Raw genomic sequence first — 21777 nt, forward strand, 5'->3', positions numbered from 1 at the left:
TCACGCCTCCTTCGGGTCGGCGGGGCGGGCGGGACGACGGGTGCGGCGCAGCGGCGCCTTGGCGCCCAGGGCCTTGGGGTCCAGGCCGGAGAGCTTGTGGCCGTTCGCGAAGAACTTCCGGCGGGCGAGGATCGTCATCAGCGGCTTGGTGAACAGGAAGACGACGACCACGTCGAGCACGGTGGTCAGGCCGAGCGTGAACGCGAAGCCCTGGACCTTGCCGACGGTGACGATGAACAGCACCGCGGCGGCGAGGAACGACACGAAGTCGGAGACCAGGATGGTGCGCCGGGCACGCGGCCAGGCCCGCTCCACGGCCGGCCGCAGCGAGCGGCCCTCGCGGATCTCGTCGCGGACGCGCTCGAAGAACACGATGAACGAGTCCGCGGTGATGCCGATGGCGACGATGGCGCCGCAGACGGCGGGCAGGTTCAGCGCGAAGCCGATGGCCGGGCCGAGCAGGGTCATGATCACGTACGTGAGGATCGCGGAGACCAGCAGCGAGGGGATCGCGATGACCGACAGGCCGCGGTAGAAGACCAGCAGGTAGACGACGACCAGGGCGAGGCCGATGGCGCCCGCGATCAGACCGGCGTGCAGCTGCTCACCGCCGAGCGCGGCGGTGACCGTGGTGACGCTGTCCTCCTTGAAGGTCAGCGGCAGGGCGCCGTACTTCAGCATGTTGGCGAGGCTCTGGGCCTCCTCCTGGGTGAAGCTGCCGGAGATCTCCGCGTTGCCGCCGGTCAGCGCCTCGTTGACGCGGGGGTCGGAGACGACGTTGCCGTCCAGGACGATGGCGAACTGGTTCTGCGGGGGCTGGTTCTTGGCCAGCTTGCCGGTGATGTCGGCGAACTTCTTGGTGCCCTTGGACGTGAAGTCCATGGTGACGGTCCAGCCGGCGGCGGTCTGCGTGTTGAAGACGGCCTGCGCCTTCTTGACGTCGGTGCCGTCCACCTCGGCGGGGCCGAGGATGTACTTCTGCCACTGGCCCGGCGAGGTCTCGCCGCAGGCGACGGTGGGGTCGGTGGGCTTGGCGCCCTTGCCGGCCGTGGCGCGCACGGACTTCTTGCTGCAGTCGAGCGCGGCGTACTGCGCTTCGAGCTTGCTGGTGGAGGCGCTGCCGCTCGCGGACGGGGAGGCGCTGGAGGACGCGCTCGCACTCGCGCCGGTACTGGCGCTCGGCGACGCGTCCGCCTTCAGCGCGTCGGTGACGGCGCGGCCCTGGGAGGTCGGGGAGGCCGAGGGAGTGGCGGACGAGGTCGACTTGTCCGTCGCCTTCTCGGTGGCCTTGTCGGTCGCCTTGTCCGAAGCGCTGCTGGAGGCGCTCGGCGACGGGGTGGCCGTGGCGGCGCCGCCGGACATCTCGGTCGCGATCACCGGGCGGAAGTACAGCTTGGCGGTGGTGCCGACCTGCTGCCGTGCCTCCTTGGAATTCGTGCCCTTGGGGATGTTGACGATGATGTTCTTGTCACCCTGGGTCTGAACCTCGGCCTCCGAGACGCCAAGACCGTTGACACGGCGGTTCATGATCTCCACCGCGGTGTCCATGTTGGTCTTGTTGATCGCGGACTCCTGGCCCGGCTCGGCGACCGCCCGCAGCGTGATGCTCGTGCCGCCGGCCAGGTCGATGCCGAGACGCGGGGTGGTGTGCCCGGAGGCGAACATCCCTGCGGTGAGCGCCACGATGGCGATCAGGATGAGGGCCAGCGAGCGCCATGGTTTGCTCTGGGCGCTCGCGATGCGGCCCCTCTTAGGTGCTGCCACCTTCTCGTACTCCCTCTCGGGCCGCCGCGCGCCGGGTCTGCGGGCGGGCGGCCATGACATGGTGTCGGGATCCCGTGCTAACCGCGCATGATCCGGGGCGCGCGGTGCCTGTCCGCGCGCCCCGGGGCACGGCTACTTCGCGTCGGAGTCGCCGTCGGTCTTCTTCGGATCGTCGTCCGCCTTCGCCTCGGCGGCCGGGGCCTCGTCGGCCGGCTCCTCGGGCGCGTCCTTCTTGCCGAGGTCGACGGACTTGTCGTCGGAGGCGGCGGCAGCTTCGTCGGCGGAGTCGTCGGTCTCGGTGAGGGAGGAGGCGTCGTCGGGGACGACGTCGGCGTCGGACTTCAGGTCGTGCTCGATGCCGTGCACGATGCGGTTGTACTCGTCGTCGGTGAGGACGGCACCGATGGAGTTCTTCGCGAAGAGGAGCTCGACACCCGGGCCGGCGTCGAGGAGGACGGTTTCCTCGTTGACCTCCTTGACCGTCGCGTACATGCCCCCGATGGTGCGGACGCCGCTGCCGGGCTGCATCTCGTTGCGCATCTGCGCGGCCTGCTGCTGCTTGCGCTTGGCCGAGCGGGTCATGAGGAACATGGCCCCGATGAGCACGATGAACGGGAGGAGCATGCCGATGTTATTCACGGGACGGAATTTCCTTCGCACGACCGCGGCGGACAGCGGCCTGTTGGATGGGGGTGTGTATGCCGTCGACAACGGCGGCATCGGCGGAGTCTAAGCGAGTCCCCGCGCAGGGAACAACGCTCAGCATGGCACCTGGGTTCCTGCACCGGCCAATGCCCGCGCCGTCACGAAGGCGTCACGTCCCGAACAGGTCCTGTTGTCCGTTTCCCGCAATCCCCGTGCCGGGCGGGGTGAGGCCGAGATGCGCCCATGCGGCGGGCGTCGCGACCCGCCCGCGCGGGGTGCGGGCGAGCAGGCCCTCCCGCACGAGGAAGGGTTCGGCGACCTCCTCGACGGTCTCCCGCTCCTCCCCCACGGCGACGGCGAGCGTGGACAGGCCGACGGGTCCGCCGCCGAACAGCTTGAGCAGCGCCTCCAGCACGGCGCGGTCGAGGCGGTCGAGGCCACGGGCGTCGACCTCGTACACCGCGAGGGCCGCCGCGGCGATGTCCCGGGTGACGATGCCGTCGGCCTTGACCTGCGCGTAGTCGCGCACGCGGCGCAGCAGGCGGTTGGCGATGCGGGGCGTGCCGCGGGAGCGGCCGGCGATCTCGGCGGCGCCGTCGCCCTCGATCTCGACGTCGAGCAGGCCGGCCGAGCGGTGGATGACGCGCTCGAGTTCGGCGGGCTCGTAGAACTCCATGTGCGCGGTGAAGCCGAAGCGGTCGCGCAGCGGGGGCGGCAGCAGGCCCGCCCGGGTGGTGGCGCCGACCAGGGTGAACGGCGGGAGTTCGAGGGGGATGGCGGTGGCGCCGGGGCCCTTGCCGACGATGACGTCGACGCGGAAGTCCTCCATCGCCATGTACAGCATCTCCTCGGCGGGCCGGGACATGCGGTGGATCTCGTCGAGGAAGAGGACCTCGCCCTCCTGCAGGGAGGACAGGATCGCGGCCAGGTCGCCGGCGTGCTGGATGGCCGGGCCGGAGGTGATGCGGATGGGGGCGCCCATCTCGGCCGCGATGATCATGGAGAGGGTGGTCTTGCCGAGACCCGGGGCGCCGGACAGCAGCACGTGGTCGGCGGTGGCGCCGCGCGCGCGTGCGGCGCGCAGGACGAGGTCGAGCTGTTCGCGGACCTTCTCCTGGCCGATGAACTCGCCCAGGTCCTTGGGGCGCAGGGCGGCCTCGACGGCCTGGTCCTCGCGATCGGCGACGGAGGCCACCAGCCGCTCGGGGGCGGCGGCGTCGGTCGGGTCGTCCCAGTTCATGTGGTGTGCCTCGGGGTCGGGTCGGTCAGCGGGCTCGGTTCAGGGTCTGCAGGGCGGCCCGCAGCAACCGGCCGACCTGCGGGGTGCCCTCGGCGGCCTCCGCCTGCGGGGTCACGGCGGCCACGGCCTCGTCGGCCTCGCGGGTGGCGTACCCGAGGCCGACCAGCGCGGCGTGCAGCTGGTCGCGCCAGCCGCCGCCGGCCGCCGGGCCGGCGGCCGGGGCGCCGACCGGCTCGCCGAGGCGGTCCTTGAGCTCCAGCAGGAGCTTCTGGGCGCCCTTCTTGCCGATGCCGGGGACGGCGGTGAGCGCCTTCTCGTCGCCGGTGGAGACGGCTCGGCGCAAGGCGTCCGGGGAGTGCACGGCCAGCATCGCCTGGGCCAGGCGTGGGCCGACGCCGCTGGCGGTCTGCAGCAGCTCGAAGGTCTGGCGCTCGTCGTCGTCGGCGAAGCCGTACAGGGTGAGCGAGTCCTCGCGGACGACCAGGGAGGTGGCCAGTCTGGCGTGCTGGCCCGCGCGCAGCCCGGAGAGCGTGTTCGGCGTGCACTGGACGGCGATGCCGATCCCGCCCACCTCGACGACCGCGGAGTCGGGGGCGAGGGCGGCGACCGGTCCGCTGACGAAGGCGATCATGCGCTACGGCCTTTCGATGCTCTGGCCGCCTGCAGGGCGACGGCCTGCTGCAGCCGGTTCTGGGCGGGGGCGCGCCAGATGTGGCAGATGGCGAGGGCGAGGGCGTCGGCGGCGTCGGCGGGTCTGGGCGGCGCGTCGAGCCGGAGCAGCCGGGTGACCATGGCGCCGACCTGGGCCTTGTCGGCGCGGCCGGAACCGGTGACGGCGGCCTTGACCTCGCTGGGGGTGTGCAGGGCGACGGGGATGCCGCGGCGGGCGGCGCAGAGCATGGCGACGGCGCTGGCCTGGGCGGTCCCCATCACCGTGCGCACGTTGTGCTGGCTGAACACCCGCTCCACGGCGACGTATTCGGGCTGGTGCAGATCCAGCCATTCTTCGACGCCCTGCTCGATGGCGACCAGGCGGTGCCCCAGATCGGCGTCCGGCGGTGTGCGGACGACTCCGACGGCGACCATGGCGAGCGGCCGGCCCGCGACCCCCTCGACCACGCCGACACCGCACCTGGTCAGTCCGGGGTCCACCCCCAGTACGCGCACGTGCCCTCCCTTCGCCCGCCTGTTCGTGCAGGCTATCGGGTGCCACCGACAATGCGGCGGCCCGACATGAAGGGAGGGCCGGACGGGGTCACGACGAAGGGCGAGGAACCGCCCCCGGATCAGGCGTCGACCTTCTCCATGATCTCGTCGCTGACGTCGAAGTTGGCGAAGACGTTCTGCACGTCGTCGCTGTCCTCCAGCGCGTCGATCAGCTTGAAGATCTTCTTGGCGCCGTCCTCGTCCAGTTCCACCTGGACGGACGGCACGAAGCTGGACTCGGCGGAGTCGTAGTCGATCCCGGCGTCCTGGAGGGCGGTGCGGACCGCGACCAGGTCGGTGGCCTCGCTGATCACCTCGAAGGACTCGCCGAGGTCGTTGACCTCCTCGGCGCCCGCGTCCAGGACGGCGCCGAGCACGTCGTCCTCGGTCAGCTCGCCCTTGGGGACGATGACGACGCCCTTGCGGCTGAACATGTACGACACCGAGCCCGGGTCCGCCATGGAGCCGCCGTTGCGGGTCATGGCGACGCGGACGTCGGAGGCGGCGCGGTTGCGGTTGTCGGTGAGGCACTCGATGAGCACCGCGACACCGTTCGGACCGTAGCCCTCGTACATGATCGTCTCGTAGTCGGCGCCGCCCGCCTCGAGACCACCGCCGCGCTTGATCGCGGAGTCGATGTTCTTGTTCGGGACCGACTGCTTCTTGGCCTTCTGGACGGCGTCGTAGAGCGTCGGGTTGCCGTCGAGGTCGACGCCGCCCATCCGCGCCGCGACCTCGATGTTCTTGATCAGCTTCGCGAAGAGCTTGCCGCGCTTGGCGTCGATCACGGCCTTCTTGTGCTTCGTCGTAGCCCATTTAGAGTGGCCGGACATCTGCCTGTCTCCTTCGCGTAACCATCCACATAACGAACTCCCCCGGGCCTGAAGGACCGGGGGGGACCCCCCGAGATCCTACAAGGACTCCGCTGCCCGGTTCGCGCGCACCATGTCGACGAAGAGGCCGTGCACGCGGTGGTCGCCGGTCAGTTCCGGGTGGAAGGACGTGGCCAACGCGTTTCCCTGGCGGACGGCGACGATGTGGCCGTCGTGCTCGGCGAGCACCTCGGCCTCGGCCCCGACGGACTCGACCCACGGGGCGCGGATGAAGACGCCCTCCACAGGGTCCCCCACGACGCCCTTGACGTCGACCGCCGCCTCGAAGGACTCGTTCTGGCGTCCGAAGGCGTTGCGGCGCACGATCATGTCGATGCCGCCGACGGTCTCCTGGCCGGAGCGCGGGTCGAGGATCTTGTCGGCGAGCATGATCATGCCCGCGCAGGTGCCGTAGACGGGCATCCCGGCCCGCACGCGGGCGCGCAGGGGCTCCATCACGCCGAAGAGGACGGCCAGCTTGGAGATGGTGGTGGACTCGCCGCCGGGGACGACCAGGCCGTCGACCTCGGCGAGTTCCTCGGGGCGCCGCACCGGCCTGGCCACGGCATCGGCCGCGGCCAGGGCGATGAGGTGCTCCCGTACGTCGCCCTGGAGGGCCAGGACGCCGATGACAGGAGTGTTCATGGGTTACCAGCCGCGGTTGGCGTAGCGCTCGGACTCGGGCAGGGTGTCGCAGTTGATGCCGACCATGGCCTCGCCGAGGTTGCGGGACGCGTCCGCGATGATCTTCGGGTCGTCGTAGAAGGTGGTGGCCTTCACGATGGCGGCGGCGCGCTTGGCCGGGTCGCCGGACTTGAAGATGCCGGAGCCGACGAAGACGCCCTCGGCGCCGAGCTGGCGCATCAGGGCGGCGTCGGCGGGGGTGGCCACGCCGCCGGCGGAGAACAGCACGACCGGCAGCTTGCCGAGCTCGGCGACCTCCTTGACGAGCTCGTAGGGGGCGCGCAGCTCCTTGGCGGCGGCGTACAGCTCGTTGTTGTCGTAGCCGCGCAGGCGGGCGATCTCGTTCTTGATCTGGCGCAGGTGGCGGACCGCCTCGACGACGTTGCCGGTGCCGGCCTCGCCCTTGGAGCGGATCATGGCCGCGCCCTCGGCGATGCGGCGCAGGGCCTCGCCGAGGTTGGTGGCGCCGCAGACGAACGGGGTCGTGAAGGCCCACTTGTCGGAGTGGTTGACCTCGTCGGCCGGGGTGAGGACCTCGGACTCGTCGATGTAGTCGACACCGAGGGACTGCAGGACCTGGGCCTCGACGAAGTGGCCGATGCGGGACTTGGCCATGACCGGGATCGAGACGGCCTCGATGATGCCCTCGATCATGTCCGGGTCGGACATGCGGGCCACGCCGCCGTCCTTGCGGATGTCGGCCGGGACCCGCTCCAGTGCCATGACGGCGACGGCGCCCGCGTCCTCGGCGATCTTCGCCTGCTCCGGCGTGACGACATCCATGATCACGCCGCCCTTGAGCTGCTCGGCCATGCCGCGCTTCACGCGGGCGGTGCCGGTCTCGGGGGCCTGGTTTTCGGAGAGCGTGCTGGACACGGGTTTACCTCACTCGGTGAAAGAGGGTTGCTGCGAGCACCGAGGAAACGCGAGTGGACCAGTCCACAGCAAGGGCCAATGGCAAGCCGGTGGATCCTTTTCCCCTCGCGGGGGGGGCGCACGGCGGCCGCCGGTCAGGTCTGGGCCGCCCGGTCGGCCAGCGCCGTCGGCGGCTCGTCGTCCATCTCGAAGGCCATCGGGAAGGGGGCGTGCCCGGCCAGCCGGAACCAGCGGACCTTGCGGTGCTCGCGCAGCCGGCGCACGGCTCCCACCGCGTCGTTGTAGAAGCGCCGGGCCATCGGGACGCGTCGCACGGCCTCGGTGAGTTCGTGCGCGGCCTCCTCGCCGCCGGGCGCCGCGCGCACCGCCTCCACCTGGGCCGGCTCGGCGAACACCGCCCGCAACGCCTGGCTGAGCTCGCTCTCGGCGACCTCCCGCTGGTCCTCCTCGGCCTGCCGGGCGGCGTGCGCGGCCTCGTACAGGACGATCGACGCGGCCGGGTCGAGGACGCCGGAGGTCGCGAGTTCCTGGGCCACGGAGGCGCGGCGCAGCAGTTGCGCGTCGAGCGCGGCGCGGGCCGCGTCGATCCGGGAGTGCAGCCGGTCGAGCCGGCCGGCCGTCCAGCTCAGGTACAGGCCGATCGCGACGAGGACGACGAGGGTCCAGATGAGGGTTGCGGTCACGGGCGGCAAGATTACGCGCCGACACCGACGCCGGGTGCCGCGGTGGGCTCGGTGGGACGGTCATCCGGGAACGCCGGACGGGCCAGACGGGCCAGACGGGCCGGACGCCCCGGACGCGGGTCCCCGTCTCCGCGGACCACCGCCTCACCGCTGCCGCGGGGACGGACGTCTCGGGGGACGGCCGCCCCCGCACCGGCCACGGCCGCCGAGCCCCTCCCGGCGCGGGCCCGGCCCCTCACACGCCCGTACCCGGCCCTGTGAACCGGCCCCGGGAACCGGCGCAGGCCGACGCAACGGACAACCGCGCCCGGCCGCCCAGAACCCGCCACGCCGGGCCCGCACCCACGGCCCCGCCCGGTGCCGGGGGCCGGGGTCCGCAGCCCGCGCCGGGCCCCGGTTCGCGCCGGGCCCGGTTCGCGCCGGCTCTCAGGTCGTGGGGTCGCTCAGTCCCGGGCCAGGCCGAAGCGTGCGCGGAGGCCGCGGGTTCCGTCGTCCTCGGCCGCCGCCACCGCCGACGTGCCGTCGGTCACCGTCTCGTACACCGACAGGATGTCCGCGCCGACCGTCGACCAGTCGAAGCGCCGTACGTGCACGCTCCCCCGCTCCCGCAGCTCGGCCCGGCGGGCCGGGTCCGCGAGAAGGCGGACGGCCGCCTCGGCGAGCGCGTCGGAGTCCTCGTTGGGGAACAGCTCCCCCGCCGTGCCCTGGTCGAGCACCTGGGCGAAGGCGTCCAGGTCCGAGGCGAGCACGGGGGCGCCCGCCGACATGGCCTCGACGAGGATGATGCCGAAGCTCTCGCCACCGGTGTTCGGGGCGACGTACAGGTCGACGCTGCGCAGGAAGCGCGCCTTGTCCTCGTCGCTGATCATGCCGAGGAACTCCACGCGGGAGCGCAGCTCGGCGGGCAGCGACCGGACCGCCTCCTCCTCGTCGCCCCGGCCCGCGACCAGCAGCCGGGTCCGCGGGCGGGCGGCGAGGATCTTCGGCAGCGCCTTCATCAGCACCGGCAGGCCCTTGCGGGGCTCGTCGATGCGGCCGATGAAGCCGATCGTGCCGCCCTCACCTCCCCCGGCACCGCCCTCGGCCGAGCCCCGCGCCTCGTCCGACTGCCACTCGGGCCTGGGCTCGGCGCGCGCGAAGAAGTCGACGTCGACGCCGTTGGGGATGACGACCGCGTCGCCGCCGAGGTGTTCGACGAGCGTGCGGCGGGCGTACTCGCTGACCGCGATCCGGGCACTGATCTTCTCCAGCGCCGCCTGCAGGATGGCGTACGCCGCGAGCATCGCCCGGGAGCGCGGGTTGGACGTGTGGAAGGTGGCCACGATCGGGCCCTGCGCGGCCCAGCAGGTCAGCAGGCCCAGCGACGGCGACGTCGGCTCGTGGATGTGCACCACGTCGAAGTGGCCGTCGTGCAGCCACCGGCGCACCCGCGCGGCGCTGAGGAAGCCGAAGTTCAGGCGGGCGACCGAGCCGTTGTACGGCACCGGGACCGCGCGCCCGGCCGAGACGACGTACGGCGGCAGCGGGGTGTCGTCGTCGGCCGGGGCCAGGACGGAGACCTCGTGGCCGAGGCGGATGAAGTACTCGGCGAGGTCGCGGATGTGGAACTGGACGCCGCCGGGCACGTCCCAGGAGTAGGGGCAGACGATGCCGATCCTCACGGGCGCTCCCCGTCCGACGGGCGGGGTTCCAGGTCCGCGAGCCACAACCGCTGCAACATGTGCCAGTCCTCCGGATGTTCGGCGATCCCCGTGGCGAAGGTGTCGGCCAGCGCCTGTGTCATGGCAGACGTCTTCTCCGCCCGGGTACCTGTCTCGGGGACCTCGACCGGCGGATGCACGCGTCCCTGCATCACCGGCGAGCCGTCGTACCAGAGGGTCACCGGCAGCAGCAGCGCGCCGGTCTGCTGGGCGAGCAGCGCGGGGCCCGCCGGCATCCGGGTGGCCTCGCCGAAGAACGTCACCTCGACGCCGGAGGAGGACAGGTCGCGTTCGGCGACCAGGCAGACCAGGCCGCCGTCGCGCAGCCGCCGGGCCAGCGTGCCGAAGGCGGTGCCGCCGCTGTGCGGCAGGACCTCCATGCCGAGGCCCTCGCGGTAGGCGACGAAGCGGTCGTAGAGCGTCTCGGGCTTCAGGCGTTCGGCGACCGTGGTGAACGGCGTGCCGAGCGCGGTGGTGACCCAGGCTCCGGCCAGGTCCCAGTTGGCCATGTGGGGCAGCGCGAGGACGACGCCGCGGCCGGCGGCGAGCCCGTCGGTCAGGTAGTGCAGGTCCTTCGGGGCGAAGCCGTTCCTGATGCGTTCGGCGCTCCAGGCGGGCAGCCGGAAGGACTCCATCCAGTAGCGCAGGTACGAGCGCAGGCCGGCGCGGGACAGCTCGGCCAGGCGCTCGGGGCTCGCGCCCGGCACCACGCGCGCGTAGTTGCTCTCCAGCCGCAGCACGCCCTTGCCGCGCTGCTTCCAGGTGAGGTCGGCGATGCCGCGACCGAGGCGCACCGCGACGGGCTCGGGGAGCTTCTTGACCATGCCCCAGCCGAGGCCGTACAGCCCGTCCGTCAGCCGGTCACGGGCGCTCACTTCGCCGCCTCGCGCCCTTGCGCGGTGTTGTCCCGGCCGTCCGCGGCGGCCTCCGCCTCGGCGGATTCCCGGCGGACGGTGACGACCCGCTGGATCAGCGTGACCAGGCTGCCGACGGCCACGATCCACAGGGCGACGGGCAGCAGGTACTGGATGCCGGGGACGCCGAACTTGTGCAGGCCCGCGAAACCGGCCGCCACCAGCGAGATCACCAGGCGCTCGGCACGCTCGACCAGGCCGTTGACGGCGACCGGCAGGCCGATCGACTCGCCGCGGGCCTTGGTGTAGGACACCACCTGGCCGCTGGCGAGGCAGAAGATGGACACCGCGCACAGGACGTTGTCGTCGCCGCCGCCCGCGTACCACAGGGCGAACCCGCCGAAGACGGCGCCGTCGGCGACCCGGTCGAGCGTGGAGTCGAGGAACGCGCCCCAGCGGCTGGAGCGGCCGAGCTGGCGGGCCATGTTGCCGTCGACGAGGTCGGAGAACACGAACAGTGTGATCACGACCGTGCCCCAGAAGAACTCGCCCCTGGGGTAGAAGACCAGCGCGCCCGCGACCACTCCGGCGGTGCCGATGAGCGTGACCGTGTCGGGGCTGACGCCCCGTCGGATCAGAAACGCGGCGAACGGTGTGAGGACACGCGTGAAGAATGCACGCGCGTACTTGTTCAGCATGGCCTTCCCGAGGGTCGGTGTGGCCGCGCGGCCCCTGCTGGCCACCGGCTGGCCCATCGTAGCCACGCGCGTGGGGGTGCGACGGCCGGGCACTCGAAGGGGGGACCGGCGGCCGCTTGCGCAGGGACCTACGGGCACGATCACCGCCGTCGTATGGACGCACCGTGACGGGAGTGCAAAGCTCGAATGACCGCGGGCGTCACCGGAGCCGTCACCGCCGGGGCACCTCCCGGAGAAGTCCGGGCAGGCTCCGCATGTCCGCGCCCACAGTGACCTCACCGTCACGGGAGGCAGGATCATGGGCGACAAGGCGAACCCACACCCCGGAGCCGCCGGCAGGGCTACAGCGGCCGACCACCCCGCGTCCGTAAGGAATGTGGTGCTGGTCGGCCACAGCGGATCGGGCAAGACCACGTTGGTGGAAGCTCTCGCGCTCACGGCGGGAGCGGTGAACCGGGCGGGCCGCGTGGAGGACGGCGGCACCGTCTCCGACTACGACGAGATCGAGCACCGGCAGCAGCGCTCGGTGCAGCTCTCCCTGGTGCCCGTCGAATGGGACGGCATCAAGATAAACCTGCTCGACACCCCCGGATACGCCGACTTCGTCGGGGAGCTCAGGGCCGGTCTGCGAGCGGCGGACGCGGCCCTCTTCGTCGTCTCCGCCTCCGACGGCGTGGACGGCTCGACGCGGATGGTGTGGGACGAGTGCGCGGCCGTCGGCATGCCGCGGGCGATCGTGGTCACGCATCTGGAGGCCGCGCGGGCGGACTTCGAGGAGATGACGCGGATCTGCGCGGAGGCCTTCGGCGGCGACGACCCCGACGCCGTGCTGCCGCTGTACCTCCCGCTGCACGGCCCGCAGGGTCCCGACGGGCACGCGCCCGTGACCGGACTGACGGGCCTGCTGTCGCAGCGGCTGTTCGACTACTCCACCGGCGAGCGCAAGGAGTCCGAGCCGGGCGAGGACCGGCTGCCGCAGCTCGCGGACGCCCGCAACCGGCTGATCGAGGGGATCATCTCGGAGAGCGAGGACGAGACCCTCATGGACCGCTACCTCGGCGGTGAGCGGATCGACGTCAAGACGCTCGTCGAGGACCTGGAGCGGGCCGTCGCGCGCGGGGTGTTCTTCCCCGTGCTGGCCGCCGCGCCCGCGGCCGAGGGCGCCCGGCAGGGGCTCGGCACCGTGGAACTGCTGGACCTGATCACCGGCGGGTTCCCGACACCGTTCGAGCACCCCACGCCGGGCGTCACCACCGTCGACGGCCGGCCGCGCGAGCTGAAGCCGTGCGACACCGACGGCCCGCTGGTCGCCGAGGTCGTCAAGACCTCCTCCGACCCCTACGTCGGCCGTCTGTCGCTGGTCCGCGTCTTCTCCGGGACCCTGCGCCCCGACCAGACGGTGCACGTCTCCGGCCACGGCCTGGCCGACCGCGGGCACGAGGACCACGACGTCGACGAGCGCATCGGCGCGCTGTCGACCCCCTTCGGCAAGCAGCAGCGCCCGGTGACGCACGCCGTCGCGGGCGACCTGGTGTGCGTGGCCAAGCTCGGCCGCGCCGAGACCGGGGACACGCTGTCCGCCAAGGACGACCCGCTGCTGATGGAGCCGTGGGAGATGCCCGACCCGCTGCTGCCGCTCGCCATCCAGGCGCACAGCAAGCCGGACGAGGACAAGCTCTCCCAGGGCCTGGCCCGGCTGGTCGCCGAGGACCCGACGATGCGCCTGGAGCAGAACCAGGACACCCACCAGGTGGTGCTGTGGTGCCTGGGCGAGGCGCACGCGGACGTCGCGCTGGAACGGCTGCGCAACCGCTACGGCGTCCAGGTCGACGTCGTCCCGCACAAGGTCTCCCTGCGCGAGACGTTCGCCGGGAAGGCCGGCGGGCGCGGACGGCACGTGAAGCAGTCCGGCGGGCACGGGCAGTTCGCCATCTGCGAGATCGAGGTGGAGCCGCTGCCGGGCGGTTCGGGCATCGAGTTCGTGGACAAGGTGGTCGGCGGCGCGGTGCCGCGGCAGTTCATCCCGTCGGTCGAGAAGGGCGTGCGCGCCCAGGCGGCCAAGGGGGTGGCGGCCGGCTATCCGCTGATCGACGTCCGGGTCACGCTGCTCGACGGCAAGGCGCACTCGGTGGACTCCTCCGACGCCGCGTTCCAGACGGCGGGCGCGCTCGCGCTGCGGGAGGCCACGGCCGACGCGAAGATCCATCTGCTGGAGCCGGTGGCCGAGGTGAGCGTCCTGGTCGGCGACGACTACGTGGGCGCCGTGATGAGCGACCTGTCCGGGCGGCGCGGCCGGGTGCTCGGCACCGAGCAGACCAGCGGCGGCCGCACGGTCGTCCGGGCCGAGGTGCCCGAGATCGAGATCGGGCGGTACGCCGTCGACCTGCGTTCCCTCTCGCACGGGACCGCGCGGTTCAGCCGCCGTTACGCGCGGCACGAACCGATGCCCCCGCAGATCGCCGAAAGGATCCGTCAAGAGGCGCGCGACTCCGCGTAGCGGGCGCCGGGCGCTCTTCGGCGGCCCGTGCGGAACCCGCGGGGAACGCTCCGCTCCCGTGTCGGCGGGCGGCTTCGGCCGTCCGCCGACGAACCTCCGCGCCTGCGGATACGCTGACGACTACCTGATCAAGTTGTCACGGGACACCATGACGAACTGATCAACAGGTGTGCGGAGCAAGGAAGTCGGGAAGAGCCGCATAGGCGAAACCGCGCGGCGATCGGGGGCGGGAATGACCGTTGACGCGAGTTACTCGGACTTTTTCGGTCCGCAGGAGCCGCGGACCGGAGGGAGTCTGACGGCGACCTTCGCGCTGGCCTCTGCGGCCTACCGGGACGGGCCGATCGAGGAGATCAAGAAGGCCGACAACGAGTGGCACCAGACGACGGTCAACACGGGACGCCCCTGGGCGAAGATCTTCCGTCCCAACCTCGGTGAGGCGTTCTCCCAGGCGGTGATCAGCCGCATGCTGGGAGCCGGCCGCAAGCCCCTCATACAGTCCTTCGGGATGGAGCCGCAGGTGGTCGTCGACCACTGTCTGGCGGCCAACCGCATCCGCCGTGACCGCGACCGCAAGCTCACCGCGATCATGCTGCTGTGCGGGGTGCTGTTCCTGCCCGGCCTGCTGGTCTGGCTGCTGGTGTTCCAGCTGCGGGCCACCATGGCCCGGCAGGAGGACAAGCGGGTCTCCGGCATGGCCACCGTCCTGCTCGTCGCGGTCGGGGCCCTGGCGGTGCTGTTCCTGGTCCGGCTGCCGTTCGCCGGCCTGTGGGGGTGGTACGCGCGCGGGGCGGTCGTCGCGCCCGTGGTCGGCTGGTTCCTGGCGAAGCAGATCTGCGAGCGCACCGCGAAGGACCTGCGGGAGCGGTGGAACGGCCTGCTGTCCGGCAGCAACGTCGGCGCCGCCGTCCCGGAGGCCGTACCGAGCAAGCCCGACGAGACCGCGGCCGAGCAACTGCGGCAGTCGCTGGCCAAGTTGAACGCCGAGCAGCAGTCCAACTCGGTCTTCTACGCCGGCCGCAAGGGCATACTCGGCATGGGGACGCGCTGGGGCGCCTGGCACCTCGCCGAGGAGCTGGAGCCGGCCGACCCTCAGAAGGCCATCCACGAGTTCCGCAGCTGGACGGTGGTCCGCGCCATACACGACGAGCTGAAGCTGCTTCCGCGTCAGCGCCTGAAGACGGGCGGTTTCCCGCCGCCCGACGTGCGGGACTGGGTCGTCACCCCGGTCGCCCCGGACGCCAAGGAGGTCTCCCGGCCCGATGGACCGGACGTGGAGGGGTACCAGGTCAAGCCGAGCGCCATGGAGAGCATCTGCAACCACAAGCAGTTCGACAGCGGCGACCGGCACTACCTGGGAGTGCAGTGGGCCCTGTGGGACAGCCAGTTGATCATCACCATGATGATCACCGTCACCGTGCTCAAGGAGACGCTGCGCATCGAGGTCACCGGCCATGCCCTCGGCCCGGTGAACGGCCTGTTCTACGGCAAGCCCTCGGCCCCGACCAAGGAGGTCTCCAAGACCGTCAAGTTCTGGGAGACCCGGAAGATCAACCTGCCGCTGGTCACTCCGGACGAGGTGGTACGGCTGTCCGCCCGCGCCGCCATGCGCTGGAACCCGCCCCTGCTGAACTGGCTCGGCGGCTCCATAGGCCTGCCCGAGCCGTTCGGTCTGCGGCATGCCTGGGCCGACCAGCCCTGGGGCCACCGCTTCATGAGCGACGACGTGCTGCGCGCGGCCACGCCGGTCCTCCGGCGGGTCCACCACGCCGCGTTGCAGGTGCTTCAGGAGCACCGCGTGAACATCGAGAAGTTCAAGTCGCGGTCGTCGGCCCTCAGCGGCGCGGTCCAGGAGGCGGCGCCGAAGAAGGCCGACACCTACGACGCCTGACGGCTCGGTGTCCCGGAGGTCCGGCCGGGCTCAGACGCCCCGGCCGGGCCAGGACTCCGCCAGCATCTTCCTCGTGTCGGCCAGCAGCTGCGGCAGCACCCTGGTGTGACCGACCACGGGCATGAAGTTCGTGTCCCCGCCCCAGCGGGGCACGATGTGCTGGTGGAGGTGGGCCGCGATGCCGGCCCCGGCGACCGAGCCCTGGTTCATGCCGATGTTGAAGCCGTGGGCGCCGGAGGCGGTGCGCAGCGCCGTCATCGCCTGCTTGGTCAGGGCGGCGAGCTCGACCGTCTCCGGGTCGGTGAGGTCGGTGTAGTCGGCGACGTGCCGGTAGGGGACGACCATCAGGTGGCCACCGTTGTACGGGTACAGGTTCAGCACCGCGTAGACCTGCTCGCCGCGCTTGACGATCAGGCCGTCCTCGTCGGACTTGGCCGGGATCGAGCAGAAGGGACAGCCGTCGCCGGCACCCGGGCCGCTCGGCTTGTTCTCACCCTGGATGTAGGCCATCCGATGGGGCGTCCACAGGCGCTGGAACGCGTCCTGGGTGCCCACTCCCCACTGCTGCTCGGGCTCACTCGTCATGCAGTGCAGCATATGGCGTCGCCCGTTCGGAGCGTGTCGCCGGGGGCCGCCGGAGCCGGCCGCGGGCCAAGCTGGGCCGGTGGACGACAACAGCCGCACGGCCCGCTGGGAGAGGCGCACCGGGCTGCCGCTCGCTGCCGCGTCACTGGTGTTCCTCGCCTCCTACGCGGTCCGCGTCCTGGACAACGGTCTGCCGGATGTCTGGCTGAACCTGTGCCTGGCGCTCACGCTGGGCTGCTGGACGCTGTTCGCCGTCGACTACGCGGTGCGCTGGCGGCTGAGCGGGCAGGGGCCGCGCTTCGTGCGGACGCACTGGCTGGACACCCTGGTGCTGGTGCTGCCGCTGCTGCGTCCGGTGCGGGTCGTCAGGCTGTACGAAGGCGTGCAGCAGCGGGGCGGGCGGCCGCGGCTCGCCCTGCACGCGCGCGTCATGGCCTACGCGGGGATCTCCGTCTCGCTGCTCGGCTTCGGCGGCGCCCTCGCCGTCTACCAGCAGGAGCGCGGCGCGCCGCACGCGACCATGCGCACCTTCGGCGACGCCGTCTGGTGGACGTGCTCGACCCTCGCGACGGTCGGCTACGGCGACATCGCGCCGGTCACACCGCTGGGGCGGGTGATCGCGGTCGGGTTGATGATCGTCGGGGTGGCCCTGCTCGGCGCCGTGACCGGCACCTTCGCGTCCTGGCTGCTGCACGTCTTCGCCCGCGAGGGCGAAGAGAGGCCCCCGGGCAGCTGACCGACGCGACGGCGTCGGCCGGCTGCCCGGGGGACCGTGGCGTGCCGGGTCAGACCTGGACCCGCTCCTGGACGATCTTCTCGATCTTGGCGATGGCCTCGTCGAACGGGATGCCGTTCTCCTGCGAGCCGTCGCGGTAGCGGAAGGACACCGAGCCGTTCGACATGTCCTCGTCGCCCGCGATGACCATGAAGGGCACCTTCTGCTTCTGGGCGTTGCGGATCTTCTTCTGCATGCGGTCGGAGGAGGAGTCCACCTCGACGCGCAGGCCCTGCTTCTTCGCCGCGGCGGCGAACTTCTGCAGGTACTCCACGTGCGCGTCGCCGATCGGGATGCCGATCGCCTGCACCGGGGCCAGCCAGGCCGGGAAGGCACCCGCGTAGTGCTCGAGCAGGACGGCGAAGAATCGCTCGATCGACCCGAACAGCGCGCGGTGGATCATGACCGGGCGCTGCTTGCTGCCGTCGGCCGCCGTGTACTCCAGGTCGAAGCGCTCCGGCAGGTTGAAGTCGAGCTGGACGGTCGACATCTGCCAGGTGCGGCCGATGGCGTCCTTGGCCTGGACGGAGATCTTCGGACCGTAGAAGGCGGCGCCGCCCGGGTCGGGGACGAGCGGCAGGCCCTGCTTCTCGGCGACCTCCCGGAGGGTCTCGGTGGCCTCCTCCCACACCTCGTCGGAGCCGACGAACTTCTCCGGGTCCTTGGTGGACAGCTCCAGGTAGAAGTCGGTCAGGCCGTAGTCGCGCAGCAGGTTCAGCACGAAGGTGAGCGTCTTGTCGAGCTCGTCCGCCATCTGCTCGCGGGTGCAGTAGATGTGCGCGTCGTCCTGGGTGAAGCCGCGGGCACGGGTCAGACCGTGCACCACGCCCGACTTCTCGTACCGGTACACGGTCCCGAACTCGAAGAGGCGCAGCGGCAGTTCGCGGTAGGACCGGCCGCGCGCGTCGAAGATCAGGTTGTGCATCGGGCAGTTCATGGGCTTGAGGTAGTAGTCCACGCCCTCGTCGAGCTGCATGGGCGGGTACATGCCGTCGGCGTACCAGTCCAGGTGGCCCGAGGTCTCGAAGAGCTTCCCCTTCGTCGCGTGCGGGGTGTAGACGAACTCGTAGCCCTCCTCCTCGTGGCGGCGGCGCGAGTAGTCCTCCATCACGCGGCGGACGATGCCGCCCTTGGGGTGGAAGACGGCGAGGCCGGAGCCGATCTGCTCCGGGATGGAGAACAGGTCGAGCTCGTTGCCCAGCTTGCGGTGGTCGCGCTTCTCGGCCTCGGCGAGGAAGTCGAGGTACTGCTTCAGCTCGTCCTTGGACGGCCAGGCGGTGCCGTAGATGCGCTGGAGCATCGGGTTCTTCTCGCTGCCGCGCCAGTAGGCGGCCGCGTTGCGCATCAGCTTGAACGCCGGGATGAGGCGGGTGGAGGGCAGGTGCGGGCCGCGGCAGAGGTCCTTCCAGCACAGCTCGCCGGTCTTGGCGTCCAGGTTGTCGTAGATGGTCAGCTCGCCCGCGCCGACCTCGACGTCGGCGCCGTCGTCGTGGGAGGCCGAGCCCTTGAGGCCGATCAGCTCCAGCTTGTACGGCTCGTCCGCGAGTTCCTCGCGGGCGGCCTCGTCGGTGACGACCCGGCGGGCGAACCTCTGCCCGCGCTTCTGGATCTCCTGCATCTTCTTCTCGACGGCCTTGAGGTCCTCGGGCGTGAAGGGCCGGTCGACGTCGAAGTCGTAGTAGAAGCCGTCCTTGACGGGCGGGCCGATGCCCAGCTTGGCCTCGGGGAACAGCTCCTGCACGGCCTGCGCCATGACGTGCGCGGTGGAGTGGCGCAGGATGTTCAGACCGTCCTCGGAGGAGATCTCGACGCCCTCCACGGTCTCGCCGTCCGCGGGCGCGTACGACAGGTCCTTGAGCTCGCCGCCCACGCGTACGGCGATGACCGACCGCTCGCCCGCGAAGATCTCGGCGGCCGTGGTGCCCGTCGTCACCACGCGCTCTTCCCGCTCGGAATCGCGTTGGATGATCACACGGACGTCTGACACCGGTCTCTCCTGCCTGAAGGTGGTAGCGGCGCCATACCAGGAGCGCGCGCACTACCGGATCGTACCGACCCGGCCCCCTGCTTAGCGAAATCCCCGGCTCTCGCCGGCCTCGGCGACCGGGTCCGGGCTCTCCCGCAGAACCTTCATCAGGCGCTCCCGCTCCGCCTCGTCCACCTGCACCGGAACCACTTCCCCGGCGCCCGTCAGCCGCCGGAAGCCGCCCCTGCTCTCCAGCCGTCCCCGCACCCGCACCGGCACTCCGTCGAGATGCGCCTGCCCGGCGGTGCGGTAGTCCTCCTCCCGCAGGGTCAGCCGGACGTGCGCGACCTCGGCGCCCGCGAGCACGCGCAGCCGCACGCTGCCCTCGCCGCCCGGCCCCGACCGGCGCATCCGCACCACCGCGCCGGTGATCCGCACGGCTTCGGACGGCTCCCGGCGCAGATACCGGGCGCCGGCCTCACGCAGCACGGGCAGGTCGCCCGGAGAGAACTCGACCGGTGCGGCGGCGGGCGCGGAGTCCCCCGGGGCCCCTGCGGCGGGCGCCCACTCGACGGCGATCCGGGCGCCCTGGGTGCCGCGCACCAGGGCGATCAGCGCCTCGGTGAGCTCACGGCTGACGCCGGCCCGCACGGCGCCGTCGAAGGCGTCCATCGAGCCGGTGGCCCGCCCGTGGTCGACGGCCTCGCGGGCCGCGTGCAGGGCCCGGCTCAGGCACACCGCGAGCGGGCGCCCGGCGTGCACGGGCACGAAGGCGGTCAGCCGGTCCCCGCCGGCCGCCGGACCGACCAGCACGTGTTCCAGCATCGCGGCGGCGGAGCGGCAGTGCCGGGCGCCGTGGTAGCCGGCGGGCGCGCGTGCGGCGAGGGCGCCGGCGAGCAGCGTCCGGCGGGCCGCGGCGCGCAGCTGTTCCTCGGCCGTCCAGGGGGCGGCGCCGGCGGGTCCCGCCGGGACGTCCCGCCACCAGCGGACCTCGTCGCTGGGCACGGCCAGGGCGAGCAGCACCTCGCGGGCGGACGGCGTACCGCTGCGGGTCAGCGCGAGGAGCGCCTCGGCGAGCAGGTCGTCGCTGTCCGGGAAGGCGCGGCCGACCGGCACCAGCAGGCTCGTGCCGCGGCCCGGACCGGGCGAGGTCCAGCGGCCGTACCGTCCGGCGGCTCCGCCGCGCCGCTGCCAGCCGTGCCGGCGCAGCAGGGCGCCGAGCACGGCGGGGTCGACCAGGCCGGGTTCCGGGGGCCGGTGCCACGCCGCCTCGGCGGGATGCGGTCGTACGGGGCGCAGCGGCCCCTCGGCCGGACGGTGCGTCACGGTCTGCCTCCCGTCCCGACCCGCGTCATGATCTCGCACAGCGCATGGTCGTCGAAGATGCGTGAGGTCGGGATCCGCACGGTGGTCCGGGTGCGGCCGGTGACCGGGTGGCCGGCGAGGTTGACCCAGTAGCAGCAGTGCCGCAGGTCGAGGCGGTCGTGGCCGGCCCGCAGCCAGTCCTCACGCGACCTGGGGACCAGCATCACGACCAGGATCTTGTGCACCGCGACCGGGGTGCGCGCGAGTTTGCGCAGATGGTCGTTGTCGAGCGAGAAGGAGAAGGAGCGGCCCGGGGGGTTCGGCGGGACCTGGTACGTGCACTTCAGCTGGACCTTGATGGTCACCTCGTCGTCGACCGTGTGCCCGGGCGCGCTGTGGCTGACGTGCCAGTCGATGCCGGTGTCGGGGAACGGCTGGGACAGCGAGCAGCCCGCGGCCGCCACGACCGCGTGCAGATAGCCGACCTGCAGTGTCTCCATGCAGGCGGTGGTGGCGAGGGTGCCGCGATGAGGGCCCGCGTGGCCGGGCGGCAGCCCGCCCCGCTCGGGCTGCGCTGTCGCCATGACCAACAGCCTTCCGTGCCGGGGGTCTCCCCGCTTCGGGCCTGTGAACTGCAAAGACCCGTACTCCTGTTGTGTCCTTCCGGCGTACTGCGCAAACAGCCCGGGTATCACCGAAACGGTAGAAGACGGGACGTCAGCGATGGCCGCTGTGCGAGGAGTTGGGTAGTCATGACGTGCTGGTACGAGGGGCCCCTGGCCGCCTTCGACACGGAGACCACGGGCGTGGACGTGGAGACCGACCGGATCGTGTCGGCCGCCGTCGTCGTCCAGGACGCCCCGGGCGCGAGGCCCCGGGTGAGGCGCTGGCTGGTGAACCCGGGCGTGCCGGTGCCCGAGTCGGCCACGGCGGTGCACGGGCTGACGGAGCGGCACCTTCAGGCGAACGGTCGCTGGCCGGCGCCGGTGGTGTACGAGATAGCCGAGGAACTGGCCGAACATGCCTCCCGGGGACGCCCGTTGGTCGTCATGAACGCGCCGTTCGACCTGACGCTGCTGGACCGCGAACTGCGTCGGCACCGCGCCTCGGCACTCGGCCGGTGGCTGGATCCGGCGCGGCTGTGCGTCCTCGACCCGCGGGTGCTCGACAAGCACCTCGACCGCTACCGCAAGGGCCGCCGCACCCTGGCCGACCTGTGCGCGCACTACGAGGTCACGCTGGAGGGCGCGCACGACGCGGCGGCCGACGCCCTGGCGGCCCTGGAGGTGGTCCGGGCGGTGGGGCGCCGCTTCGCGGCCCGGCTGGAGCGCCTGTCCCCCGCCGAGTTGCACACCCTCCAGGTGACCTGGCACGCGGCGCAGGCGCGCGGGCTCCAGGCGTGGTTCGCGCGCAGCGGCACCCCGGAGGCGGTGAGCACCGACTGGCCGCTGCGCCCGGAGCTGCCGGCGGCCGCGTAGGCGCCCGGCGACGCCGCGCGGGCGGACAAAAAAGCCGGTCCGCGATGGCGGACCGGCT

20 protein-coding genes are annotated in these 21777 nt (G+C 72.0%); 4 read left to right on the plus strand and 16 right to left on the minus strand.

The genetic code is table 11. The annotated features are described in order from the left end of the window. The 12 genes from secD to pgsA all read right to left on the minus strand — a co-directional run bounded on the left by secD (window position 1) and on the right by pgsA (window position 11279). Window positions 1-1764 (minus strand): protein translocase subunit SecD, encoded by a 1764-nt coding sequence (gene secD / locus VKA29_RS27215; RefSeq protein ID WP_324788637.1) that lies wholly within the window; start codon window positions 1762-1764, stop codon window positions 1-3. Window positions 1765-1896: 132 nt separating this feature from the next. After that, window positions 1897-2388 (minus strand): preprotein translocase subunit YajC, encoded by a 492-nt coding sequence (gene yajC / locus VKA29_RS27220; protein ID WP_324788821.1) that lies wholly within the window; start codon window positions 2386-2388, stop codon window positions 1897-1899. Window positions 2389-2578: 190 nt separating this feature from the next. Further along, complete coding sequence (gene ruvB, locus VKA29_RS27225) at window positions 2579-3649, minus strand: Holliday junction branch migration DNA helicase RuvB (RefSeq protein ID WP_324788638.1); 1071 nt, start codon at window positions 3647-3649, stop codon at window positions 2579-2581. A 25-nt stretch (window positions 3650-3674) separates the two neighbouring features. Continuing rightward, a complete protein-coding gene (gene ruvA / locus VKA29_RS27230) occupies window positions 3675-4280 on the minus strand; it encodes a Holliday junction branch migration protein RuvA (protein WP_324788639.1) in 606 nt (201 codons plus the stop codon). After that, complete coding sequence (ruvC, locus tag VKA29_RS27235) at window positions 4277-4816, minus strand: crossover junction endodeoxyribonuclease RuvC (RefSeq protein WP_324788640.1); 540 nt, start codon at window positions 4814-4816, stop codon at window positions 4277-4279. The genes ruvA and ruvC overlap by 4 nt, the downstream gene beginning before the upstream one ends. A 119-nt stretch (window positions 4817-4935) precedes the next feature. After that, window positions 4936-5688, minus strand: a complete 753-nt coding sequence (locus VKA29_RS27240) for a YebC/PmpR family DNA-binding transcriptional regulator (protein ID WP_324788641.1) — start codon at window positions 5686-5688, stop codon at window positions 4936-4938. A gap of 78 nt (window positions 5689-5766) precedes the next feature. Continuing rightward, window positions 5767-6372 (minus strand): pyridoxal 5'-phosphate synthase glutaminase subunit PdxT, encoded by a 606-nt coding sequence (gene pdxT, locus VKA29_RS27245; RefSeq protein WP_324788642.1) that lies wholly within the window; start codon window positions 6370-6372, stop codon window positions 5767-5769. A 3-nt stretch (window positions 6373-6375) separates the two neighbouring features. After that, window positions 6376-7287: a pyridoxal 5'-phosphate synthase lyase subunit PdxS gene (gene pdxS, locus VKA29_RS27250; RefSeq protein WP_324788643.1), complete on the minus strand. Its 912-nt coding sequence runs from the start codon at window positions 7285-7287 to the stop codon at window positions 6376-6378. 134 nt (window positions 7288-7421) lie between these two features. Beyond that, complete coding sequence (locus tag VKA29_RS27255; protein ID WP_324788644.1) at window positions 7422-7970, minus strand: hypothetical protein; 549 nt, start codon at window positions 7968-7970, stop codon at window positions 7422-7424. A 443-nt stretch (window positions 7971-8413) separates the two neighbouring features. Beyond that, window positions 8414-9631, minus strand: a complete 1218-nt coding sequence (locus tag VKA29_RS27260) for a glycosyltransferase family 4 protein (protein ID WP_324788645.1) — start codon at window positions 9629-9631, stop codon at window positions 8414-8416. After that, window positions 9628-10545 carry a phosphatidylinositol mannoside acyltransferase gene (locus VKA29_RS27265; RefSeq protein WP_324788646.1) on the minus strand — a complete coding sequence of 306 codons (918 nt, stop codon included), beginning with the start codon at window positions 10543-10545 and terminating at the stop codon, window positions 9628-9630. Before VKA29_RS27265 ends, VKA29_RS27260 begins: the two co-directional genes overlap by 4 nt. Further along, entirely contained in the window at window positions 10542-11279 is a 738-nt protein-coding gene (pgsA, locus tag VKA29_RS27270) for a phosphatidylinositol phosphate synthase (protein WP_324788822.1), read from the minus strand. Before pgsA ends, VKA29_RS27265 begins: the two co-directional genes overlap by 4 nt. Before the next feature lie 241 nt (window positions 11280-11520). Between pgsA and VKA29_RS27275 the strand changes: the two genes are divergently transcribed. Continuing rightward, window positions 11521-13719, plus strand: a complete 2199-nt coding sequence (locus tag VKA29_RS27275) for an elongation factor G-like protein EF-G2 (RefSeq protein ID WP_324788647.1) — start codon at window positions 11521-11523, stop codon at window positions 13717-13719. A gap of 232 nt (window positions 13720-13951) precedes the next feature. Further along, window positions 13952-15610, plus strand: a complete 1659-nt coding sequence (locus tag VKA29_RS27280) for a hypothetical protein (protein WP_324788648.1) — start codon at window positions 13952-13954, stop codon at window positions 15608-15610. A gap of 30 nt (window positions 15611-15640) precedes the next feature. Here the strand turns inward: VKA29_RS27280 and VKA29_RS27285 are convergent, their stop codons facing one another. Continuing rightward, the gene (locus tag VKA29_RS27285; protein ID WP_324788649.1) at window positions 15641-16207 is read right to left on the minus strand and encodes an HIT family protein; all 567 of its coding nucleotides are present in this window, start codon (window positions 16205-16207) and stop codon (window positions 15641-15643) included. A gap of 67 nt (window positions 16208-16274) precedes the next feature. On the opposite strand from VKA29_RS27285, the gene VKA29_RS27290 reads away from it, so the two are divergent. After that, complete coding sequence (locus VKA29_RS27290) at window positions 16275-16931, plus strand: potassium channel family protein (protein WP_324788650.1); 657 nt, start codon at window positions 16275-16277, stop codon at window positions 16929-16931. A 49-nt stretch (window positions 16932-16980) separates the two neighbouring features. Here VKA29_RS27290 and thrS read toward each other — a convergent pair whose 3' ends face one another. From thrS to VKA29_RS27305, 3 genes are all read right to left on the minus strand, one after another. Continuing rightward, entirely contained in the window at window positions 16981-18957 is a 1977-nt protein-coding gene (gene thrS, locus VKA29_RS27295) for a threonine--tRNA ligase (protein WP_324788651.1), read from the minus strand. Between the two features lie 81 nt (window positions 18958-19038). Further along, on the minus strand, window positions 19039-20262 hold the full coding sequence (locus tag VKA29_RS27300) for a hypothetical protein (RefSeq protein WP_324788652.1): 1224 nt from the start codon (window positions 20260-20262) through the stop codon (window positions 19039-19041). Continuing rightward, complete coding sequence (locus VKA29_RS27305; protein WP_324788653.1) at window positions 20259-20825, minus strand: DUF4365 domain-containing protein; 567 nt, start codon at window positions 20823-20825, stop codon at window positions 20259-20261. The genes VKA29_RS27300 and VKA29_RS27305 overlap by 4 nt, the downstream gene beginning before the upstream one ends. 168 nt (window positions 20826-20993) lie before the next feature. Between VKA29_RS27305 and VKA29_RS27310 the strand changes: the two genes are divergently transcribed. Next, window positions 20994-21719, plus strand: coding sequence for a 3'-5' exonuclease (locus VKA29_RS27310; RefSeq protein WP_324788654.1), 726 nt, complete (start codon window positions 20994-20996; stop codon window positions 21717-21719). The last annotated feature ends 58 nt before the right edge of the window (window positions 21720-21777 follow it).

Origin of the sequence: Streptomyces sp. H51, assembly GCF_035656535.1 — a bacterium.
Taxonomy (GTDB): Bacteria; Actinomycetota; Actinomycetes; order Streptomycetales; family Streptomycetaceae; genus Streptomyces.

Coding starts and splice junctions, on each gene's coding strand:
- yajC (WP_324788821.1), bottom strand. CDS start 2,388: ATGCTCCTCCCGTTCATCGTGCTCATCGGGGCCATGTTCCTCATGACC.
- ruvB (WP_324788638.1), bottom strand. CDS start 3,649: ATGAACTGGGACGACCCGACCGACGCCGCCGCCCCCGAGCGGCTGGTG.
- ruvA (WP_324788639.1), bottom strand. CDS start 4,280: ATGATCGCCTTCGTCAGCGGACCGGTCGCCGCCCTCGCCCCCGACTCC.
- VKA29_RS27240 (WP_324788641.1), bottom strand. CDS start 5,688: ATGTCCGGCCACTCTAAATGGGCTACGACGAAGCACAAGAAGGCCGTG.
- pdxT (WP_324788642.1), bottom strand. CDS start 6,372: ATGAACACTCCTGTCATCGGCGTCCTGGCCCTCCAGGGCGACGTACGG.
- pgsA (WP_324788822.1), bottom strand. CDS start 11,279: ATGGGCCAGCCGGTGGCCAGCAGGGGCCGCGCGGCCACACCGACCCTC.
- VKA29_RS27275 (WP_324788647.1), top strand. CDS start 11,521: ATGGGCGACAAGGCGAACCCACACCCCGGAGCCGCCGGCAGGGCTACA.
- VKA29_RS27280 (WP_324788648.1), top strand. CDS start 13,952: ATGACCGTTGACGCGAGTTACTCGGACTTTTTCGGTCCGCAGGAGCCG.
- VKA29_RS27285 (WP_324788649.1), bottom strand. CDS start 16,207: ATGCTGCACTGCATGACGAGTGAGCCCGAGCAGCAGTGGGGAGTGGGC.
- VKA29_RS27305 (WP_324788653.1), bottom strand. CDS start 20,825: ATGGCGACAGCGCAGCCCGAGCGGGGCGGGCTGCCGCCCGGCCACGCG.
- VKA29_RS27310 (WP_324788654.1), top strand. CDS start 20,994: ATGACGTGCTGGTACGAGGGGCCCCTGGCCGCCTTCGACACGGAGACC.